Consider the following 19,905-nt stretch of genomic DNA (forward strand, 5'->3'; position numbering starts at 1 on the left):
GTCGCCCAGCCCGTGCATGACGTGGCCACAGGACCATCCAGGGCAGCTTCGAGGATGGAATTCGGCAGGTGAGGGCACAGATGCATTCGAATTCTGCGACGCTGGCGGCCTCCAGCCAGCAGCCCTTTCCGAACAGAATCCCGAGTCCGCTCCGGGGGGCATTGACGTGCTCATCCGGCTCTCTCAACGAAATGATCCCGTGAGGTGACTCGGCCCAGGGGATCCCGCGAGCCGCGCTGAGCCTGCGGCGTCCGGCGGTCGTACTGTCGAGCCGTTACCGAGGAGGACTTCTGATGCGCAGCGTGACCTATTCGATGGGCGTCTCACTTGACGGCTACATCGTCGGGCCGGACGGCGACTTCAACTGGACGGCGCCCGACGAGGAGGTCTTTCGCTTCTGGATCGACGAGATTCGAGAGGTCGGCGTCCACCTGTTGGGACGACGGCTCTACGAGACGATGCTGTACTGGGAGACCGCCGACCAGGATCCATCGCTCGACGACTCCATGCTCGAGTGGGCCGCGCTCTGGAACCCGCTGCCAAAGGTGGTGTTCTCCACCACGCTGTCGGCGGTGCAGGGCAATGCCCGCCTGGCCTCCGGCGGCCTGGCGGAGGAGATCGAGCGGTTGCGGGCCGAGCCGGGGGAAGGCGACATCGCGATCGGCGGCGCGACGCTCGCCGCCGACGCGGCCGCGTCGGGTCTGATCGACGAGTACCGGGCCATGGTCTACCCGGTGCTGGTCGGCGGTGGCATTCCGTTCTTTCCCCACCGCGAGCGCCGGGTGGATCTCGCATTCGTCGAGACCCGCACCTTCAGCTCGGGAGTCGTCTACCTCCGCTACCGCGTGGAGCGTTAGCCGGCTCGTCCGCCGAGCCCTGGGAAGAACGGGCCGGCCAGTGACGTTCCCTCAGCGAAATTGCAAAGCATTCGGCGGCAACGTGCAATTGTTGGCCGCGCCCTGCCGTTTAGCCGACAGGTTCGAGCGAGGACGGGCGGCCCCGCTTCGGTGGCCGGGCGCTCTGGTTGGCCCGAGTGGTCAACCAGAGCGCCCGAAGGAAGTGCCGCCCGGCGCGGTCACCGGAGGCGGGGCACCACCCCGCGTCCGGTCAGCGGGTGGCGAGGAACTCGAGGGTGTCGATCACGCGATTCGAGAAGCCCCACTCGTTGTCGTACCACGCGACCACCTTGACGTGGCGGCCGTCGACGCGGGTGAGAGCCGAGTCGAAGATCGACGAGGCGGGATTGCCCACGATGTCGGACGACACGAGCGGGTCGTCCGAGTACTCGAGGATGCCGGCGAGCGGCCCCTCCGCTGCGGCGCGGTACGCCGCCAGCACGTCGTCGCGCGTCACGTCGCGGGCGACGGTCGTGTTGAGTTCGACGATCGAGCCCACCGGCACCGGTACGCGGATCGAGTCGCCCGACAGCTTGCCGTCGAGGTTCGGCAGCACCAGGCCGATCGCCTTGGCGGCGCCGGTCGTGGTCGGCACGATGTTGACGCCGGCGGCCCGGGCGCGACGGGCGTCGCGGTGCGGACCGTCCTGCAGGTTCTGCTCCTGCGTGTAGGCGTGCACCGTCGTCATGAACCCGTGCTCGATGCCTGCGAGTTCGTCCAGCACCTTGGCCAGTGGCGCGAGCGCGTTGGTGGTGCAGGAGGCGTTCGAGACGATCATGTGCTCGGCCGGGTCGTAGGCGTCGGTGTTGACCCCGTACGCGAGGGTGACGTCGGCGCCGTCCGACGGTGCGCTGACGAGCACCTTCAGAGCGCCCGCGTCGACGTGGGCGCGCGCGGCCTTGGCCGCGGTGAAGCGGCCGGTGGCTTCCAGGACGATGTCGACGTCGAGGTCGGCCCACGGCAGGTCGGCCGGTTCACGCTTGGCAAGCACCGTGATGCGACGGCCGTCGACGACGAGGGTGTTCTCGTCCACGGTCACCGGGCGTCCGAGCCGGCCGGCCGTGCTGTCGTACGCGAGCAGCCGGGCGAGCGTGGCGGGCTCGGTGAGGTCGTTCACGGCGACGATTTCGAGGGGGCTCTCGCGCTCCAGCAGTGCGCGCAGCACATTGCGTCCGATGCGGCCGAATCCGTTGATGGCGATGCGAGTCATGAGTGATGTCCCTTCCCTTCGCCACCAGGGTCGCGTGCGGCTCGCGCCGCTGACAGTGGCGTGATCGCCATGGTTCAAAAGGATCCCGCCAACCGTCGGTGGAAAGGCATCCCGGCAACCGGGGCCAGGTGGCGGGGTTATTCACCTCGGGTGAAGGTGCGCCGGTACTCGCTGGGTGTGGTGCCGAGGATGCGCTGGAAGTGCAGGCGCAGGTTCGCGCCGGTGCCGAGACCGACGTCGGCGGCGATCTGCTCGACGCTGCGCTGCGAGCGTTCGAGCAGTTCGCGGGCCAGATCGATGCGGGCGCGCATCACCCACTGCATCGGCGTGTAGCCGGTCTCCTCGACGAAGCGCCGGGAGAACGTGCGCGGCGAGACCTCGGCCTGCTGCGCCAGTGTGTCGAGGGTGAGGGGCTCGCCGAGCCGGTGCAGCGCCCACTCGCGGGTGGCGGCGAACCGCTCGCCGAGTGGCTCGGGGACGCTGCGCGGTACGTACTGGGCCTGGCCGCCGCTGCGGTAGGGGGCGGCGACCAGACGCCGGGCCGCGTGGTTGGACGCGGCCACTCCGAGGTCGCCGCGCAGGATGTGCAGGCACAGGTCGATGCCGGAGGCGGCGCCGGCCGAGGTCAGCACGCTGCCCTCGTCGACGAACAGCACGTTCTCGTCGACCTGGACGAGCGGATGCCTGGCCATGAGTGCCCGCGCGTAGTGCCAGTGCGTCGTGGCGCGCCTGCCGTCGAGCAGGCCCGTGGCGGCGAGCGCGAAGGCGCCCGTCGAGATGGCGGCGAGCCGCGCGCCCCGGTTGTGGGCGGCGATCAGTGCGTCGACGACGGCCTGCGGCGGGTCGTCGCGGTCCGGGAACCGGTAGCCGGGGACGAAGACGATGTCGGCCCACGCAAGCGCGTCGAGGCCGTGGGCAACGTAGTACGCGAGGCCGTCGCCGCCAGTCACCAGACCGGGTTTCGCGCCGCACACCCGCACCTCGTACGGCATGCTCGCGCGGGTCGTGAAAACCTGCGCGGGAATTCCGACATCGAGCGGCTTCGCACCCTCGAGCACAAGGACGGCAACGCGATGCAGGCGGGAGGCTGGCACAGGAAGAGGTTACGTGGGGCGTGACTTTCGGCAACGGGTGGTGGTGGAGCAGGACGCCTGGGCCGACACCGGCTCTCTCTGCGCCAGGTCCCCCGGGAGAATGCCGAGCTCAAGCAGGGCACCGAAGCCGCATAGCCCTGTGTCCGGCATCCGAGGTCGAGGGCCGCCGGCTCGTGCCCGAGATGGCGTACGTGCTCAGGCCGAGCCCTTGGCCGGACCGTAGTGTCTGATTCGGGTCTGCGGTTCCGATATGTGAGGTGACTGGTGGCGCTGCACAACGCTCAGGAGCCGGCGGTCGATCCGGCCGTCGACATCTTCGCCTCCCCTTTGAGTGAGCGGGCCCTGCCCAAGCGGTCGATGCCGGAGTCCCCCGCACCGCCGTCCGTGGTCTTCCAGCTGCTGCGCAACGAGCTGCTCCTGGACGGCAATGCCGCGCAGAATCTGGCCACCTTCTGCACCACCTGGACGGACGACGAGGTCCGCCGTCTGATGGACCTCTGCCTGGACAAGAACATCGTCGACAAGGACGAGTACCCGCAGACCGCGGAGATCGAGTCGCGCTGCGTCAACATCCTCGCCGACCTCTGGAACGCGCCGGCCGGCGCGGGCGACGCCGCCAATGCGGTGGGCTGCTCGGCCACCGGCTCCAGCGAGGCCGCGATGCTCTGCGGCCTCGCCCTCAAGTGGCGCTGGCGCGACCGGCGGCGCTCCGCCGGCCTGTCCACCGACCGTCCGAACCTGGTGTGCGGGCCGGTGCAGGTGTGCTGGGAGAAGCTCGCCCGGTACTTCGACGTGGAGCTGCGACAAATCCCGGTGGAGCCCGGGGCGACCGGTCTGCAGCCGCACCAGCTGCGCGAGTACGTCGACGAGAACACCATCGGCGTCGTCGCGATCCTCGGCGTCACCTACACCTGTACCTACGAGCCGGTCGCGGAGATCGCGGCCGAGCTCGACCGTCTGCAGGCGGAGACGGGCCTCGACGTACCGCTGCACATCGACGCGGCCTCCGGCGGATTCATCGCGCCGTTCCTCCACCCCGATCTGGTCTGGGACTTCCGGCTGCCCCGAGTCGCCTCCATCAACGCCTCCGGCCACAAGTACGGCATGGCGCCGCTCGGCGTGGGCTGGGCGCTGTGGCGCGACAAGTCCGCCCTGCCGGAGGACCTGGTCTTCCACGTCGACTACCTGGGCGGCGACATGCCGACCCTGGCGCTGAACTTCTCCCGCCCCGGCGGCCAGGTCATCAGCCAGTACTTCACGTTCCTGCGCCTCGGCCGCGAGGGGTACCGGCGGGTCTACCAGGCCTGCGCCGACACCGCGCAGCACCTGGCCCGGCAGGTCGCCGAGATGGGCCCCTTCACGCTCCTCTACGACGGCGCAGGCGCGCTGCCGGCCGTCTCGTACACGCTGACCGACCCGGCGTCGACGAGCTGGAGCCTCTACGACCTGTCCGACCTGCTGCGGATGCGCGGCTGGCAGGTGCCCTCCTACCCGCTGCCGGCGAACCGGCAGGAGACGGTCGTGCAGCGCGTCCTGGTCCGGCACGGCGTCGACCGCGACCAGATCGAACTCCTCGCCGACGACATGCGCAGGGCGATCAAGCGCCTCGATGAAGGCCACCCGCACGACGCGGAGCGCGTCGGCTTCCACCACTGAGAGCCACTGAGGGCCACTGAGGGCTGGCGGGCCCGCCGTCACTCGGTCCGGCAGAGCCCGACCGCCTCTGGGCGCGGGACCGGATCGGCGTTTCGCCCGGGAGGCGGCCTGTTCGTCGATCTAGGCTCGGGCCGTGGGTCAGCCGGAGCAGCGCGCCCAGGGCGCGGGACCGTTCACCACCCGGGTCACCTGGCGCCTGCCCGGTGGCGGCGAGGTGGTCTGGGAGTCGCGGCTCGCACGGCGGCGCGGAGTGCTCGCAGTCCGCACACCGAGCGCGGAGGGCGGTCGGCACGCCCGTGCCGACGAGGTCTCGGTCGGTCGCCTGCGCAGGCTCAACGCCGTTGCCGCGACCGCCTTCGTCATCGGCGGGGCCCTGTTCGCGGCCGGCGCCGGCGTCGCTCTGTTCGGCTCCGGCGACGCCACCGAGAGCGCCTCGATCTACTTCGCCGGCGGGCTGTTCTTCAACACCGGCGGCTACACCTCGCTCCTGCAAGTGATCAACGCGCCCCGCCACGTGATCGGCGACACGACGATGGTCACCCACCGCTGGCGGTGGTGGAGCTACGAGCCGACGCGGGTGGACTGGCTGAGTGTCTTCCTCCTGTTCGCCGGCACCCTGGTGTTCGGTGTCAACCTGCTGGATTCCTTCCTCCAGGGGCTGACCGTCCAGCAGATCAACCGGCTGATCTGGGTGCCCGACGTGGTGGGCTGCGTACTGTTCCTGGCCTCCGGGCATCTCGCCCTGGTCGAGGTCTGCCACGGCCGGCCCCGCCTGCTCCCACGCAGCCTTGGATGGTGGATCGTGGCGGTGAACCAGCTCGGGTCCGTCCTGTTCATGGTCTCGGCGCTCGCCGCGTACACCCGACCGGCCACCGGCAGCCCGGTCAACATCGACATCGCCAACTGGGGCACCCTCACCGGCGCCCTGTGCTTCTCCGTCGGCGGCGTCCTCCAGATCTTCGAACGCCCGTAGAGGAGCCACACTCATCCCTCTGCGTCATGCCGCTACTCATGCAGCTACTCATGGCGGCTGGCCTGCTGAGTCGATCACCGGTCTGCCGCTGTGCCGCGAGCTGTTCGCGGACGAGTTCCGAGCCGTGGAGGTGAGACCCGAGACCGCGCACACCTCGTACGTCCCGCACATCCCGCGCGTGACCGCCGCGAACGGATTGTTGGTTAGGGTGGAAAACGGACACGACAGGGTGGGTCGGAGACGACGGGGGGCTCGTGTTGGATCGCCTGGCCTTAGCGGAACTGGCAGTGGGCCCAGCCCAGTTCGCGCTTGACGTGTTTGTCATCTTGCTCGGCCGCCGCCATGCAGGGCGTCGCGGCGCGGTGGGCGTGTGACCGGCCGGCCGGCGCCCGCGGCGCTGTCCCCCTCGCTGCGTGCGTGGCTCGGGCTGGTCGCGGCTCTCGCCGGGCTGGTGGTCGTCGTGCTCGGGGTTCTGTATGCCGGGCACGGCGAGCCCGGCAGGGTGGACAGGTGGATCGTCCAGCCGACGGCGGACAGTGTGCGGCCGCCATGGCGGTACGTCGCTCTGGCCATGGACTTCTTGGGGGAGCCCGTGGGAGCGACAACGCTGGTCGCGGCCACCGTGACGGGCTGCCTGCTGCTTCGGCGTCCTCGCGCAGCGGTGCTCGTCGTGGCCGGCGCGGGCATGGCCGTGGGGACGGCGACGCTGCTCAAGCACCTGGTGGGACGCACCATCCACGGCGACGGCAACCTGTCCTATCCGAGTGGGCACACCGCCTTCTTCACCGCGCTCGCCCTCGTGGTGGCGCTGCTCGCGGCCGGCCGGCTCGGCCTCGGCAGGACGGCCGGCACGTTGGTCGTGTTCGCCGTGGCGCTGGTTGCCGGGGCCGCCATGGGATGGGCGCAGGTCGCTCTGGGCGCGCACTACCCGACCGACGTCCTCGGCGGCTGGTGCACCGCGCTGGCGGTGATACCGGCGACCGCGTGGCTGGTGGATGGGATGGCCGACCGGCTGGGCGATGGGGTGGTCGAAGCCGGTCGGTGGCAGCGTCACTGACGCAACGTCAGGTCGTCACGTCACGCCAGGCGGCGGAATACGGGCTTTACCGGTCGTCCGGCCAGCCAGGGGGTGGGGTCGGCGGCGTCAAGAGCCTTCCGGTACACCGCACATGCCTGGGCCACCACGTCGACGGTGCGGTCGATGTCGGCGTCGTCGAGCGCGCTGCTCACCACGAACGACGGGGCCAGCACCCCGCCCGCGAGGAGTTGGCGCAGGAACAGGGTGCGGTACTGCTGCGACGGCTGCCGGTTCTCGTCGAGAGTGGCGTAAACGAGGTTGCTGGCCCGGCCCCGGACGACTACGTGGTCGCCGACGTCCATGCTGGCCGCGGCCTCGCGGACACCGACGGCCAACCGTGCGCCGAGGGCGTGCAGTTGAGCGGTGATGCCCTCCTCGACGTAGGTGGTTTGCACGGCCATCGCGGCTGCCAGGGAGTGCGTCTCCGCACCGTGCGTGGTGGAGAGCAGGAACACCCGGTCGCGGGAGTGGCGCAGCCCGCCCCGCTCCATCAGGTCGCGGCGCCCGGCCAGCGCGGAGACGGCGAACCCGTTGCCCAGCGCCTTGCCGAACGTGGAGAGGTCGGGGACGACGCCGTACAGGCCCTGGGCGCCCGCCTCGGACCAGCGGAAACCGGTGATCATCTCGTCGAAGATGAGTACGCAGCCGTGCCGGTCGGCCAGCTCGCGCAGGCCGGCGAGGTAGCCGGGCGGCGGCTCGGTGTGGGTGGCGGGTTCGAGGATCAGGCAGGCGACCTCGTTCTGGTGGCGGTTGAGCAGCTGCTCCGTGGCGGCCAGATCCCCGTAGGGGAATGTCAGGGTGAGGTCGGTGGTCGCAGCTGGAATGCCGGCGGACATCGGTGTGGTGCCGATGAACCAGTCGTCGGTGGAGAAGAAGGGGTGGTCGGCGCAGATGGCCACCCGGGGGCGTCCGGTGGCGGCGCGGGCGAGGCGTACCGCGGCGGTGGTGGCGTCGGAGCCGTTCTTCGCGAACTTCACCATCTCGGCGGTGGGCACGGTGGCCAGGAAGCGTTCCGCCGCCTCGACCTCCAGGATGGACGGCCGGACGAAGTTGCTGCCGCGGTCGAGTTCGCGGCGTACGGCCTCGTTCACGCGGGGGTGGGCGTGGCCGAGGCTGGCCGACCGCAGTCCGGAGCCGTATTCGATGTAGCGGTTGCCGTCGATGTCCCACACGTGGGCACCGTGGCCGTGGCTGATGACGGGGGCGAGGTGCTCGGGGTACTGGTCGTCGCCCTTGGCGTAGGTGTGCGCGCCGCCGGGGATCAGGGCGTGCAGCCGCTCGTTCGCCGCGTGTGAGCGGGGCAGGAGGAACTCCTCGGTCTCTTCGGTCTCTTCGGTCTCTGCGGTGCCCACGGTCTCTTCGGTGTCCACGGTGGCTTCAGCTCTCTTTCTGCTTCAGGACCTCGGCGAGGCTCGGCGCCTTCCGGTCCCGCTCGGACATCGATGTGGGCGGAAGCGGCCAGGGAACGGCGAGCTCCGGGTCGTCGAAGGCGATCGTCACGTCCTCGGCCGGATCGTGCGGACGGTCGATCCGGTACGAGGTGTCGGCGGTCTCGGTCAACGCCTGGAAGCCGTGCGCGCAACCCGCCGGGATGTAGAGGGTCGTCTGTGTCTCGCCGGAAAGTTCGAAGTGGGCCTGGTTGCGGTAGGTCGGTGAGCCGGGACGCAGGTCCACGACGACGTCGAAGATCTCGCCGTACGAGCACCGCACGAGCTTGGCCTCGCCGGCGCCGGAGCGCAGGTGCAGGCCGCGCAGCACGCCCCGGACCGAGCGGGACACGCTGTCCTGGATGAAGGCGTCCGGGTCGAGGCCCACCGAGCGGACCACGTCGGCGTCGAAGGTGCGGCAGAAGAAGCCGCGTTCGTCGGCATAGGGGGTCGGCTCGAAGAGGTACGCGCCGGCGATCGCCGGGACTTCGGTCGCTTTCATGGAGCCTCCTGGCGGGCGTGGACGTCGGTCTGGGTGCGGGTGCGGTTGCGGTCGCCCGCCGGGAAGAGGGCGGTGGTCAAGGCGGTGAAGTGGTCCTCGAGTTGCCGGGCGGCTGCCTGGTTCCGCTCGGTGAGGGTCCGCCGGAGCTCCGCCGATCGCTGCTCCAGCGCCCGGAATTGCTCCAGTAGCCGGTCGGCGTCGACCTCGCGCGCCGGGTGGCAGTACGCGGCAAGGCCCATCCGGTCCATGAGCGCGTCGCTCTTCGCCGCATAGCTGAGTGCGAGTGTCGGAGTGCCGACCTTCAGCGCGCAGATCAGGTTGTGGTACCGGGTCGCCACCACGGTGTCGGCGGCCGCCATCTCCTTCATCAGGTCGGCCAGCGAGGCCGTCTCGGCAGCGGTGACCAGCGGCGAGTCCACCGTGTCGAGGATCGCGGCGACCACGGACCGGTCGCACTCGTCGCCGGTGAGCAGCCGGACCGGCCTGCCGTCCTCGACCAGCGCACGGACGAAGCGAGTCGTCCCGTCGAGGTAGCGCCGGTGGATCTCCTCGGCTCGGGCGCGGTCGTCGTTGCCGCCGTGGAAGGCCATGACGCCGACGCAGACCGTGCCGGGCGAGTCCGAGGGCGCTTCCCCAAGCTCTCCGACAAGCTCCGAGCAGGGGATACCCCATTCCTGCGGCGTCGGCAGGGCGAACGCGAGGTCCGGGTAGACCCCGTCGCGCGCCGTGTCCACGCCCATCGCCCGCATCGCGTCGCGGGACAGGGCGTCCCGGTACGAGCGGTATGTGGCCAGCCGCGCCGACCAGCGCACCAGGGCCCGGGTCGGCCGGTTGCCGATCGCGTCCGCGCCGACGCCGGCCAACGCGATCCGGGTGCCGAACAGCCGGCCGCTCGCGCAGAGCAGGAACAGCGCGTACGGGAAGCCCCACGGGCGCAGCGGCAGTGTGGCCTCCAGGACTCCCATGCCCGGCACGATCACCACATCGTGCCGGCGCACCCAGGCGGCGGTGCGGACGGCGTCGACGAGTTTGCCCAGACCCTTCGCCGCGATCCCGCCCGCCCGCGACGCGGTCCGGTACTCCCCGCGGTACCAGTGCAGCCGCGTCGCGGGGATCCCGTACCGGGCCGCGACGACCTCGGGTCCGCCGCACAGCGCGTCCACCACCGCCTCCGGGTGCTCGGCGCTGAGGTACCCGAGCACGGCTTCGAGCGATCCGTCGTTGCCGAGGTTGCCGGAGCCGAGCAGGCCGAACACCCCGACGTGGACTGGGGGTTGGGCCGTGGATGTCACGCCTGCCTCTTTTCGCGTCCGGCGACGAGGGCCTCGACGGAGATGGTGAGCCGGGCAGGGTCGACCGGGGCGCGGTCCTCGACCCGCTCGCCGGCGCCCGGTCGGACCCGGCTGGTCATCCAGGAGGCCAGGTGGCGGTGGCAGGCGCGCCGGTCGTCCGGGGACAACGGCGCCCGCCGGATCGCCGAAACGAAGCCCCAGACGTACTCGGCGAGCAGCCGGGGTGTCGGGTGCAGCGGGCCTGCCCGGCGCGGGTCCAGGTTGACGCACCGGGAGCGCTTGGAGGGGTTCGCCCGCTCGGCGCGGGTGGGGTGGTCGCGGCGGAAGTACAGCAGCTCCGGCACCTGGTGGAAGGGCCCGTGCAGGGTGATCTCGGCGACGAAGGTGCGGTCCGCGTGGTGGTAGCTGTCGTGCGGCTTCACCCGGCGGAGCATGTCGGCCCGCATCACCCCGTAGAAGTCGTCGCCGCCGGGTTCGAGCAGCAGACTGCGGAAGCGCTCGGGCGCGTGCGGCGAGTCGGTGGCGAGCCCGTATGCGTACGGGACCTTCACCTGGCCGTCGCCGTCGATGACCGCCTGGCCGCTGTGCGCGAGGATGACGTCTGGGCGTTCGTCCAGCGCCTCCACGCAGCGCCGCAGCAGGTCCCGGGCGTACAGGTCGTCGTGCGAGGCCCACTTGAACAGCTCGCCACGGCACTGGGTGAACACGTAGTTGTGGTTCGGCGCGGCGCCGATGTTCCGGGGCAGCCGGAGGTAGCGGATGCGTGAGTCCTGCGCGGCGTACTTGCGGCAGATGTCCTGGGTCCCGTCGGTCGAGGCGTTGTCGGTGATGACCAGCTCGAAGTCCTCGTAGGTCTGGCCGAGCAGGGCGTCGAGCGACTCGGCGAGGTACTCCTCGCCGTTGTACACGGGCAGGCCGATGCTCAGCCGGGGTTGGGCGGTCATGACGTCCTCACTTCGGGGATGGGATGGTGCTGGTGCTGGTGCTCGCGCAGGGCGATCCGCAGGTGCAGCCACCACACGGCCGAGCCGCTGACGGTCGCGGCGGCGACGCCCCAGGCCGAGCCGGCCGTGCCGGCCACGGCCGCACCGCCGAGGCCGCCGATGACGTAACAGGCGGAGCCGAACAGCTGGCTGCGCAGGCTGCGCCGGGCCGCGCCGAGTGCGCGCAGCCCGGCCGCCGCGCCGGTGCCGAGGCCGGCGCCCGCGACGCCGAGCGTGGCCGGCACGATGAGCGCCGAGGCGGAGTGCCAGACGCCACCGAGTACGAGCTCACCGAACCGGTCCGGCACCAGCAGCAGCGCCGCGCCCCACAGCAGCGCGGCGACGGCCTGCCCGCCGCCCAGCAGGAGGCAGAACTTGCCGAGGCGGTCCGGTGCCCGGCGCAGCACCCGTGCCGCCTCCGCGACGGTGACCAGCGACAGCCCCATCAGCAGAGCCAGGAACGGGCCGAGCAGGAGTTCCGCGCCCCGGACCGCGCCCACCGCGCCGACCCCGACGATCGCACCGAGCCCGTACGCGCGCAGCTGGCTCGCGCCGCTGAGGCTGACGTTCTCGACCAGGTACCGGTAGCCGAGGTCGCGGTGCTCGCGAAGCCACTCGCGCGCCCGGGTCGTCCGGGGCCGGATCCCGGACTGGAAGCAGCCGTACACCGCGGCCACCGCGGCGGACGCGCCCCAGGCCAGCACGAAAGCGGCCACGGTGCCCACGCGGGCCGCCACCACCATGGCCGGGACGAGCGCGACGCCCCACACCAGGTCGTTGGCGAACGCCTTCCGCCCGGTGCCGGCCGCGAAGAACGCGAACCGCCAGGCGTCCTGAAGCAGCAGCGCCGGCAGCACGACACCGAGGCAGCCGAACGCGGACCCCACGCGGCCGCCGAGGCCGAGTCCGACCAGCAGACACACCGCACCCAGGGCGGTACCGACGCCGAGCGCGGCACCCGACGACCGGGCCGTCGCCGAGCGCCAGGACGCGTCCGGCACGCCGCTGAAGCGGACCACGAGCGGGTCGGTGGCCAGGCCGCGGGCGACGTTGAGCGCCACGCCGTAGGTCAGCCACGCCAGGCTGAACACGCCGAACGCGGTCACCCCCAGCGAGCGCGCCACGTAGATCCCCACCGCGAAGTTGGAGATGCTGGAGGCCGCCTGGTCGGCCAGCCCCCAGGACAGCCGGCCGGCCAGGGCCCGCTTGGCGCTCCGCTTCTCCCCCTCGGTGGTCATCGGCGTCATGCCTTGATCAGCCCGGCGCCGTGCAGGGCGCCGGCCGCGGCGGCGACGGTGTCGAACGGCAGCCCGGACCGCTCGGCGACATCCAGCAGACCGTGCTCGCCGTCGGAGAGGCTGAGCACCCAGAGCATGGCCATCTGGGCCTGTTTCGCGTCGCTGCGACCGCCGAGCGAGTCGTACAACCCGCGCCGGCCCAGCTGTGGTTCGCCGTAGGAGCTGAGGTTGACGTACCGCCGGTTGCGGTCGAGGACGGCGAACGCCTCGCGGCAGACGGCGAGCGTGTCCGCCATCGCCTCCGGGGAGACGAAGTCCGGGTTGTCCGCCGAGGTGTGGTACTCGGGGTAGCCGGCGTACGGGGTCCGGCTGAGCGAGCCCACGCCGAGGTCGAACCCGGGCGAGCAGAACTGCCGCTCGTCGTAGCCGTACGGGGTGAACTCGGTGATGTGGTGCGGGCGTTCGGAGGTGGACAGTACGTACCGCAGCACCCGGTCGATCTCCGCGTCGCCGCGCCTGCTCTGCTTGTACGTGAGTCGGCCCGAGTCGCCGGCACAGGCCAGCACCAGGCCGTGCTTGACCCGATCAATCCGTTCCGCGTTGCGGGCCAGCCAGGTGATCGCGCCGATGGTGCCGGGCGCGAAGATGAACCGGTAGGTGTAGTACGGCGTCTGCTCCGCCAGTGCACGGGCCAGGAACGTCGCCACCGCGATGCCGGCCAGGTTGTCGTTGGCCAGCGACGGGTGGCAGACGTGGCAGGAGACGATCACCTCGTCCGGGACCTGACCGGGGATCACATGCTCGGCGTAGGTGAGGTGGCCGTCCGCGAGCGTGGAGTCGATGCGCACCTCGTAGTCGCCGTCCGGTAGCGCGTCCAAGGTCTCCTGGGCCAGGCAGAATCCCCATTCCGGCTTGTAGTAGCTGGTGCGGTACGGCACCCAGGTCGGGTGGTCGGGCAGGGTGTGCAGGTGTCCGCGCAGCTCGGACAGCGGCATGGTCGCCGACACCGGCACGCTGTAGCCGAGCACGTGCAGGCTGGACGCGGCGAAGTCGACGACCCGGTTGCCGGCGCTGTCGGCGACGTACGCGTCCCGGATGTTCCACTCCTGCGGCACCGTCCAGTCGAGCACCTGCGTCCCGGTCGGCACCTCGTGCACCTGTAGCGGGACATACTCGCCGACGATCTCCAGGGTGGCGCGCACACCGTCCCCCGTGATGCTCCGGCAGAGCGGGTACAGCCGCTCCACCAGCGCGTGCATCTCCTCTCCGGCCTCGGTCATCGGCGCCACCGCAGGGTGTCGTCGACGGCACCGGCCTCGGACGCCGCGCGCAGCACGGCAAGGCGGGTGAAGCGTCGCTCGAAGTCCTCCCGGGTCAGCCCGAACTTCCGGTAGGCCTCGGCGAGTTCGAGTGCGCCCCGCTGCACCGTCCACTCGCAGTCGAAGCCGGGCACCGCGGCGCGGAACCGGGAGAAGTCCACCCGGTACGACCGCGGATCGGCGCCGGTCTCGCCGGTGATCACCACCTTCGAGCCGTCCACCGCCTCGGCGACCTGCTCGGCGATCTCCGCGACCGTGACGTTGTTGATCTCGCTGCCGATGTTGAACGCCCGGTCGTGCACCGCTTCCCGCGGCGCGGTCAGCGCGGCCGCGAAGGCGCGTGCGATGTCGGCGGCGTGCACCAGCGGGCGCCAGGGGGTGCCGTCGGAGAGCACCAGCACCTCGCCGGACAGCAGCGCGTGGCCCACCAGGTTGTTCAGCACGATGTCGGCGCGCAGCCGGGGCGAGTAGCCGAAGGCGGTGGCGTTGCGCATGAACACCGGGGTGAAGTCGTCGTCGGCGAGCGTGTGCAGGTCGTCCTCCACCCGCACCTTGGACTCCGCGTACGGCGTCACCGGGCGCAGCGGGGCGTCCTCGGTCACCAGGTCGTCGCCGCCTGCGGCGCCGTAGACCGAGCAGGTCGACGCGTACAGGAAGCGCCGCACTCCGGCGTCGCGGGCAAGGCGGGCAAGGCGTACGGACGCGTGGTGGTTGATGTCGTAGGTGAGTTCCGGCGCCAGCGATCCCAGCGGGTCGTTGGAGAGCGCGGCCAAGTGGATCACGGCGTCCACTCCGGCCACGTGGTCGGCCGTGACGTCGCGCAGGTCCACGCGGTGCCCCGACGGGTCCGCGGGCGGCGTGCCCAGCACGCAGTCGGCGAACAGGCCGGCGTCAAGGCCGACGACTTCGTGTCCGGCGGCCGCGAGGAACGGGGCCATCACGGTGCCCAGGTATCCCTGGTGTCCGGTCAGCAGTACGCGCAAAGTTCAGTCCCCCAGGTTGAGCGTGAGTTTGGTGACGGCGAACGCCTCGGCGTAGCGCGCGTGGCATTCGATGCCGCGGATTCGTGCGAGGCCGAGGAAGGCCTCGCGGTCGTACCAGGGGCGGTGCCGTTGCGAGGGGTAGTGCTCCTGCAGCAGCCGCACCTTCTGTTCGGCGGTCTCCGGCGACAGCGGCTGGTAGGCCGACGGACGGCCGAGGTCGCCGTCCCACTTGACGATCTCGTAGCCGAGGACCAGGTGGTCGCGGAACGCGGTGGGTATCAGCCGCGCCAGGCCGCGGTGGTCCTGGTGCGCGTCATCGGTGCGCGGGGCAAGGATCAGGTCCGGCTCGGTCTGCGCGCGCAGCTCCTCGACCGCGGCCTTGGCCTCGTCCCAGTGCACGGGCATCCGGCCGTCCGGCAGCTTGAGCACGGTCAGCCGCAGGTCGGCGCCCGGGCAGAAGGCGGCGAGCGCGGCCCGCTCCTCCTGCTCCCGGTCGGTGCCGCCGCCGGAGAGCACCAGCGCGTCCACGCGGATGCCCGGCCGCGCGCTGCACAGCGTCAGCAGCGTGCCGCCGGCGCCGATGGCGATGTCGTCGCAGTGCGCGCCCACCGCGACGATCCGGTCCAGGTGACCTGCTCCGAGCCGGATCACGCGCTCACCCCGGCGCTGTCCCGCTCCCACACGGCCCAAGGGCGGTCTCCCCTGGCGTAGGCGGCGTCGAGCGCGGCCCGCTCCTTCACGGTGTCGGTCGGCTTCCAGAAGCCGCGGTGCTGATGCGCCACCAGCCTTCCCTGCTTGGCCAGTTGGGCGCATCCGTCGGCGACCAGGTCCCCGTTCTCCGGGATGTGGTCGAAGACCTCCTGGCGGAGCACGAAGTAGCCGCCGTTCTCCCACAGCGGCAGTTCGCTCACCGCGGTGATGCCTCCCACCAGGCCGTCCTCGCCCAGGTCCACACAGTGGAACGAGGACTGCGGCGGCACCACCATCATCGACGCACCGGCGTCGCGCCGGGCGAACCGGTCGATCATCTCCGGCAGTGGGGCGTCGGTGAGCACGTCGGCGTAGTTGGCGAGGAACATCTCGTCGCCGTCCAGGTGGTGCCGCACCCGGCGCAGCCGCTCCCCGATCGGTGACTCGACGCCGGTCTGCGCGAAGGTGATCGTCCAGTCCGAGATGTCGGTGGACAGCAGCTCGGTCCGCCCGCCCCGCAGCACGAAGTCGTTGGACGTCGTCTCCTCGTAGTTGAGGAAGAAGTTCTTGATGTGGTGGGCCCCGTACCCGAGGCACAGGATGAACTCCGTGTGCCCGAAGTGCGCGTAGTAGCGCATGACATGCCAGATCAGCGGGCGCGGGCCGACCATCGCCATCGGCTTGGGCACGTCGTCGGAGGCGCCGTTGCGCATCCGCATCCCGTAGCCGCCGCAGAACAGAACGACCTTCATGCTGTGCCCTCTTTCAAAGACGTGACCTCGACAATGCTCAGTTCCGGGATGGGGAAGACGAGACGGCCACCCCAGTCGTGGACGAACGACAGCTGCTCGGTCAGCTCGGCCCGCAGGTTCCACGGGAGGACGAGGACGTAGTCCGGCTTGTCGGCGGCGATCTGCTCGGGCGGCAGGATCGGGATGCGGGTGCCGGGGGTGAACCTGCCGTGTTTGTAGGGGTTGCGGTCGACCGTGTACGGGAGCAGGTCGGGCCGGATGCCGCAGTGGTTGAGCAGGGTGTTGCCCTTGCCAGGGGCGCCGTAGCCGACGACCGTCTCGCCGCGCTCGGCCGCCTCGATGAGGAAGCGGAGGAGGTCGCGGCGGACCTTGGCGACCCGGGCGGAGAACTCGGTGTATCCGGAGAGTTCCTGGAGTCCGGCGGCCTTCTCCCGGGCCAGCACGTCGGCGACCTTTCCCCAAGCTCTCGGCTCCGCTCGAGCAGGGGATACCCCATTGGACTGCTCCCCCGCCACCTCGGTCGGCCGGGCCCACAGCCGGATGGAGCCGCCGTGTGTGGGCAGCAACTCGACGTCCACGAGCGCGAGTCCGCCGCTCGCCAGTGCCCGGATCGCGGACGCGACCGTGTAGTACTGGAAGTGCTCGTGGTAGATCGTGTCGTACTGGTTCTCCTCGATCAGGGTCAGCAGATGCTGCACCTCGATGGAGACCCAGCCGTCGTCGGCGACCAGGGAGCGCAGCCCCCGGGTGAACCCGACGACGTCGGGGATGTGCGCGTACACGTTGTTGGCCACGACCAGATCCGCCGGGCCGTGTTCGGCGCGGACGGCCGAGCCGATGTCCGGGGACAGGAACTCGGTGAGCGTGGGCACACCCGCGTCCCGCGCCGCGGCGCCGACGTTCACCGACGGCTCGATGCCGAGGCAGCGGATCCCCCGGTCCACCATGTGCTTCAGCAAGTACCCGTCGTTGCTGGCGACTTCGACCACGAAGGCGTCGGAGCCGAGGGCAAGACGGGCCGCGGCGTCGGCGACGAACGTGCGGGCGTGCTCCACCCAGGAGGTCGAGTAGGAGGAGAAGTACGCGTACTGCGTGAACGTCTCCTCCGGCGTGATCAGCGGAGGGATCTGCGCGAGCCAGCAGTCGGTGCAGACCCGCAGGTGCAGCGGGTACGCGGGCTCCGGTTGATCGAGTTGGTCGGCGGCGAGAAAGCTCTCGCATGGTGGCGTCGCCCCGAGATCGACGACGCTCGCCATCGCTTCCGAGCCGCAGAGTCGGCATCGTGTCATTTACTGCCCCCCAATAGTTCCGTTCACTTCCGTCCGCACCGCGATCGCGGTGCGGTACCCCTCCACCAGGCGCTCCAGCCCGACGGCCGGGCTGAACCCCTGCTCGTATCGGCGCCGGGCCGCCTGGCCCATCTCCCGGTTGCGGCCCGGCTCGGCCGCGATCCGGCGTATGCAGGACGCGAGCGAGGCGGCCTCGCCCGGCCGGTGCAGCAGCCCGGTCACTCCGTCCTCGACGAGTTCGACGAAGGCGCCGTGGCCGGCGGCGACGGTCGGGACCCCGGCCGCCATCGCCTCGACGACCACCAGGCCGAACGCCTCCAGCCATGTCGAGGGAGCCAGCACGGCGACCGATCGCGCGACGGCCTGACGGCATTCCGCCGCGTCGTACAGGCCGACGTAGCGCACGTCGTCCCGGCCCGCCGCCCAGGCAATCACCTCGTGCTCCAGCGGCCCCGCCCCCGCGATCACGAGCGGCACACCCACCCCGCCGCTCGCCGCGAGCTCGTCCCACGCGGCCATGAGCAGCCGCACGCCCTTGGCCTCCGCGAGCCGGCCGAGATAGAGCAGATGCTCACCGGCGCCCTCTCGGCAAATGCCCGGCTCCGGCACGAAGTTGTGCTTCACCGCCAGCCGCTCGGATGGCATACCGGCCCGCACCAGGACGTCGCGCTGCGCCGCGGAGATGCAGAAGAACCGCTCCACGCCGGACCACCACCGCCGCCGGTTGACCGACAGGCTGACCGCGAGCGGCACCGTCGCCAGCCGGGAGCTGCGGTAGCAGCCGTGCCGGACGGCGGGCAGTGGTGCGGAGCCGACGCACTCGGTGCACGGTCGGCCGTCCCGTTGCAGCGTGCCGGGCGGGCAGACCTGGGTGTAGTTGTGCAGCGTGGCGACGGCGGGCACGCCGGCGTCGGCGCAGGCGGCCAGCACCGCGGGCGACAGGAGCGGGAAGACGTTGTGGACGTGGACCACGTCAGGGCGCAAGGTGCGTAGCCGGGCGGCGAGTTCCGTGCGGACCGCCGGGTTCCAGGGCACCAGCAGCGGCACCGCGGCCTTGCCCAGCAGGGACCGGGCGGCGATGTCGTCGCTGCGCCGCTCGAACACCTCGACCCGGTGGCCGGCCGCGCGCAGCAGCCCCACCTCCTGGTCGACGACCTTGTTCTCCCCGCTCGGCTGCGCCGAGGCGTAGCGGTTGTGCACCACAAGGACGTGCATGCTCAGGTCACCTCCGATCTACGGGCCCATCGCGGTATGCGTCGTTGAGGGACTGTGGGCGTGGTCAGCGGGGTCGCCGCGGCAGGTACCGCCAACAGCGAGGCGGCCAGGGCAAGATGCAGCAGATACGGCGAGGCGTCGCCGAGACCGGCCTCGGTGTACGACGCGATCGCGCAGTAGCTGATCAGGAAGATCGCGCAGGCCCTCGGCAGCGACGGTGGCCGCAGCAGCGCGACACCGCCCAGCACGACGATGACCGCCGCGACGAGGGTGACGCCGATCAGACCCTGCTCGTTGTAGACGGCCAGCCAGCTGTTGTCGATCGGCAGCCCGCCGAACGACTTGTCGCCCAGGCCCACGCCGAACCACGTCTTCTCGGTCGTCCGGGGCGCCGCCAGCAGGGCGTCCCAGACCTTGGCCCGACCGGTGAGGCTGGTCAGGTACTCCTGGCTCTGTCCGCGCAGGAACCACTCCTGCAGCGCGGAGGCGAACCCCACCGCGGCCACCGCGACGCACAGCACCGCCCAGAGGAAGAACCGGCGGGCGGCGGCGCTGGTCAGGATGAGCGAGCCGATCGCCAACGCCAGCCCGAGGAGCAGGCCGAGCGTGGCCGTCCGGGTGTGGGTCAACGCGAGCAGGGCGAGTGAGGGCACGATGACCACCGCCGCGCTCGCCTTGTCGGTCCGGCGGCCCAGTACGAGCAGCACGGTGAGCCCGATGATCACCGCGGCGTACTGTCCGATCTGCGGCGGGGTGAGCGGCCACAACGCGCCGACCAGCCGCCCGCCGTAGAGCTCGGGCAGGGCCGCGCCCGGTGAGATGACCGCGCCGGCGGCCACCGACCCGAGCACCGCGAAGTACATCCGGATGTGGTGCCGGGCGAACGTCAGGCCGCCGTTCCACCAGCGGCTGAGCAGCCACAGCGTGCCGACGAAGAGAGCCAGCCGGGCACAGCGGAACAGCGCGCCGAGCCCGGACTCCAGGTGCACGCTGGAGATCACGCTCGGCACCAGCAGCAGGGTGAGCAGGAGCAGGAAGGCGCCGGCTCGGATGCGCAGCCGGAGATTGAGCGCGAGCGCCAGCGCGAACGCGGCGACCAGCGCGCCCATGGTGGCTATCTGGATGAGGGAGCGGGGCAGCGGGATGATGGTCTTCGCCCCGGCGGAGCCGAGTGTGTTGAGGATCAGCAGCCCCCAGACGATCCCGACGGTCTTCGGTGCGCCGGCAGGGCGCGGTTCGGCGCCGGGCTGTGTGCCCGCCGTGTCCGGTCCGCCCGGCAGCCCACCGCGCCGCAGGTCCGCGCCCATC

Annotated in this window: 18 protein-coding genes; 4 read left to right on the forward strand and 14 right to left on the reverse strand. The window is 71.2% G+C overall.

The features are described 5' to 3' along the window. Nucleotides 1–293: 293 nt before the first annotated feature. On the forward strand, nucleotides 294–857 hold the full coding sequence (locus FCH28_RS15950) for a dihydrofolate reductase family protein (protein WP_136740508.1): 564 nt from the start codon (nucleotides 294–296) through the stop codon (nucleotides 855–857). 250 nt (nucleotides 858–1,107) lie between these two features. Here the strand turns inward: FCH28_RS15950 and gap are convergent, their stop codons facing one another. Together gap and FCH28_RS15960 are read right to left on the reverse strand one after the other, a co-directional pair. After that, nucleotides 1,108–2,106: a type I glyceraldehyde-3-phosphate dehydrogenase gene (gap, locus tag FCH28_RS15955; protein ID WP_136740509.1), complete on the reverse strand. Its 999-nt coding sequence runs from the start codon at nucleotides 2,104–2,106 to the stop codon at nucleotides 1,108–1,110. A 137-nt stretch (nucleotides 2,107–2,243) separates the two neighbouring features. Beyond that, nucleotides 2,244–3,200, reverse strand: coding sequence for a GlxA family transcriptional regulator (locus FCH28_RS15960; protein ID WP_136740510.1), 957 nt, complete (start codon nucleotides 3,198–3,200; stop codon nucleotides 2,244–2,246). 264 nt (nucleotides 3,201–3,464) lie between these two features. Between FCH28_RS15960 and gad the strand changes: the two genes are divergently transcribed. From gad to FCH28_RS15975, 3 genes are all read left to right on the forward strand, one after another. Then, nucleotides 3,465–4,856, forward strand: coding sequence for a glutamate decarboxylase (gene gad, locus FCH28_RS15965; protein WP_425471931.1), 1,392 nt, complete (start codon nucleotides 3,465–3,467; stop codon nucleotides 4,854–4,856). A gap of 133 nt (nucleotides 4,857–4,989) precedes the next feature. After that, the gene (locus FCH28_RS15970) at nucleotides 4,990–5,829 is read left to right on the forward strand and encodes a hypothetical protein (RefSeq protein WP_136740511.1); all 840 of its coding nucleotides are present in this window, start codon (nucleotides 4,990–4,992) and stop codon (nucleotides 5,827–5,829) included. 370 nt (nucleotides 5,830–6,199) lie between these two features. Beyond that, entirely contained in the window at nucleotides 6,200–6,886 is a 687-nt protein-coding gene (locus FCH28_RS15975; RefSeq protein ID WP_136740512.1) for a phosphatase PAP2 family protein, read from the forward strand. A gap of 20 nt (nucleotides 6,887–6,906) precedes the next feature. Here the strand turns inward: FCH28_RS15975 and FCH28_RS15980 are convergent, their stop codons facing one another. From FCH28_RS15980 to FCH28_RS16035, 12 genes are read right to left on the reverse strand one after another with little or no spacing between them, the layout of a single operon-like run. After that, entirely contained in the window at nucleotides 6,907–8,277 is a 1,371-nt protein-coding gene (locus tag FCH28_RS15980) for a glutamate-1-semialdehyde 2,1-aminomutase (RefSeq protein ID WP_425471932.1), read from the reverse strand. Nucleotides 8,278–8,284: 7 nt separating this feature from the next. Beyond that, the gene (gene rfbC / locus FCH28_RS15985) at nucleotides 8,285–8,836 is read right to left on the reverse strand and encodes a dTDP-4-dehydrorhamnose 3,5-epimerase (protein WP_136740513.1); all 552 of its coding nucleotides are present in this window, start codon (nucleotides 8,834–8,836) and stop codon (nucleotides 8,285–8,287) included. Continuing rightward, on the reverse strand, nucleotides 8,833–10,128 hold the full coding sequence (locus FCH28_RS15990; protein WP_136740514.1) for a polysaccharide pyruvyl transferase family protein: 1,296 nt from the start codon (nucleotides 10,126–10,128) through the stop codon (nucleotides 8,833–8,835). The genes rfbC and FCH28_RS15990 overlap by 4 nt, the downstream gene beginning before the upstream one ends. Further along, the gene (locus FCH28_RS15995; RefSeq protein ID WP_136740515.1) at nucleotides 10,125–11,072 is read right to left on the reverse strand and encodes a glycosyltransferase family 2 protein; all 948 of its coding nucleotides are present in this window, start codon (nucleotides 11,070–11,072) and stop codon (nucleotides 10,125–10,127) included. The genes FCH28_RS15990 and FCH28_RS15995 overlap by 4 nt, the downstream gene beginning before the upstream one ends. After that, nucleotides 11,069–12,349, reverse strand: a complete 1,281-nt coding sequence (locus tag FCH28_RS16000) for an MATE family efflux transporter (RefSeq protein WP_425471937.1) — start codon at nucleotides 12,347–12,349, stop codon at nucleotides 11,069–11,071. The genes FCH28_RS15995 and FCH28_RS16000 overlap by 4 nt, the downstream gene beginning before the upstream one ends. Before the next feature lie 5 nt (nucleotides 12,350–12,354). Then, a complete protein-coding gene (locus FCH28_RS16005; RefSeq protein WP_136740517.1) occupies nucleotides 12,355–13,638 on the reverse strand; it encodes a DUF4910 domain-containing protein in 1,284 nt (427 codons plus the stop codon). Continuing rightward, nucleotides 13,626–14,651 carry an NAD-dependent epimerase/dehydratase family protein gene (locus FCH28_RS16010; RefSeq protein WP_136740518.1) on the reverse strand — a complete coding sequence of 342 codons (1,026 nt, stop codon included), beginning with the start codon at nucleotides 14,649–14,651 and terminating at the stop codon, nucleotides 13,626–13,628. The genes FCH28_RS16005 and FCH28_RS16010 overlap by 13 nt, the downstream gene beginning before the upstream one ends. A 3-nt stretch (nucleotides 14,652–14,654) precedes the next feature. Then, nucleotides 14,655–15,302 (reverse strand): PIG-L deacetylase family protein, encoded by a 648-nt coding sequence (locus FCH28_RS16015; RefSeq protein ID WP_136740519.1) that lies wholly within the window; start codon nucleotides 15,300–15,302, stop codon nucleotides 14,655–14,657. Further along, entirely contained in the window at nucleotides 15,299–16,093 is a 795-nt protein-coding gene (locus FCH28_RS16020) for a sugar phosphate nucleotidyltransferase (protein WP_136740520.1), read from the reverse strand. Before FCH28_RS16020 ends, FCH28_RS16015 begins: the two co-directional genes overlap by 4 nt. Beyond that, a complete protein-coding gene (locus FCH28_RS16025; protein ID WP_136740521.1) occupies nucleotides 16,090–17,382 on the reverse strand; it encodes a class I SAM-dependent methyltransferase in 1,293 nt (430 codons plus the stop codon). The genes FCH28_RS16020 and FCH28_RS16025 overlap by 4 nt, the downstream gene beginning before the upstream one ends. Further along, nucleotides 17,383–18,597 carry a glycosyltransferase gene (locus FCH28_RS16030; RefSeq protein WP_136740522.1) on the reverse strand — a complete coding sequence of 405 codons (1,215 nt, stop codon included), beginning with the start codon at nucleotides 18,595–18,597 and terminating at the stop codon, nucleotides 17,383–17,385. Nucleotides 18,598–18,599: 2 nt separating this feature from the next. Further along, nucleotides 18,600–19,904 carry an O-antigen ligase domain-containing protein gene (locus FCH28_RS16035; RefSeq protein ID WP_136740732.1) on the reverse strand — a complete coding sequence of 435 codons (1,305 nt, stop codon included), beginning with the start codon at nucleotides 19,902–19,904 and terminating at the stop codon, nucleotides 18,600–18,602. Between the last annotated feature and the right edge of the window lies 1 nt (nucleotide 19,905).

Source organism: Streptomyces piniterrae, assembly GCF_005048155.1.
Lineage (GTDB): Bacteria > Actinomycetota > Actinomycetes > Streptomycetales > Streptomycetaceae > Streptomyces > Streptomyces piniterrae.

Bases quoted from the DNA above. Each gene is read 5' to 3' on its own strand.
- FCH28_RS15950 (WP_136740508.1), top strand. From the start codon at position 294: ATGCGCAGCGTGACCTATTCGATGGGCGTCTCACTTGACGGCTACATC.
- gap (WP_136740509.1), bottom strand. From the start codon at position 2,106: ATGACTCGCATCGCCATCAACGGATTCGGCCGCATCGGACGCAATGTG.
- rfbC (WP_136740513.1), bottom strand. From the start codon at position 8,836: ATGAAAGCGACCGAAGTCCCGGCGATCGCCGGCGCGTACCTCTTCGAG.
- FCH28_RS15995 (WP_136740515.1), bottom strand. From the start codon at position 11,072: ATGACCGCCCAACCCCGGCTGAGCATCGGCCTGCCCGTGTACAACGGC.
- FCH28_RS16000 (WP_425471937.1), bottom strand. From the start codon at position 12,349: ATGACCACCGAGGGGGAGAAGCGGAGCGCCAAGCGGGCCCTGGCCGGC.
- FCH28_RS16020 (WP_136740520.1), bottom strand. From the start codon at position 16,093: ATGAAGGTCGTTCTGTTCTGCGGCGGCTACGGGATGCGGATGCGCAAC.
- FCH28_RS16025 (WP_136740521.1), bottom strand. From the start codon at position 17,382: ATGACACGATGCCGACTCTGCGGCTCGGAAGCGATGGCGAGCGTCGTC.
- FCH28_RS16030 (WP_136740522.1), bottom strand. From the start codon at position 18,597: ATGCACGTCCTTGTGGTGCACAACCGCTACGCCTCGGCGCAGCCGAGC.
- FCH28_RS16035 (WP_136740732.1), bottom strand. From the start codon at position 19,904: ATGGGCGCGGACCTGCGGCGCGGTGGGCTGCCGGGCGGACCGGACACG.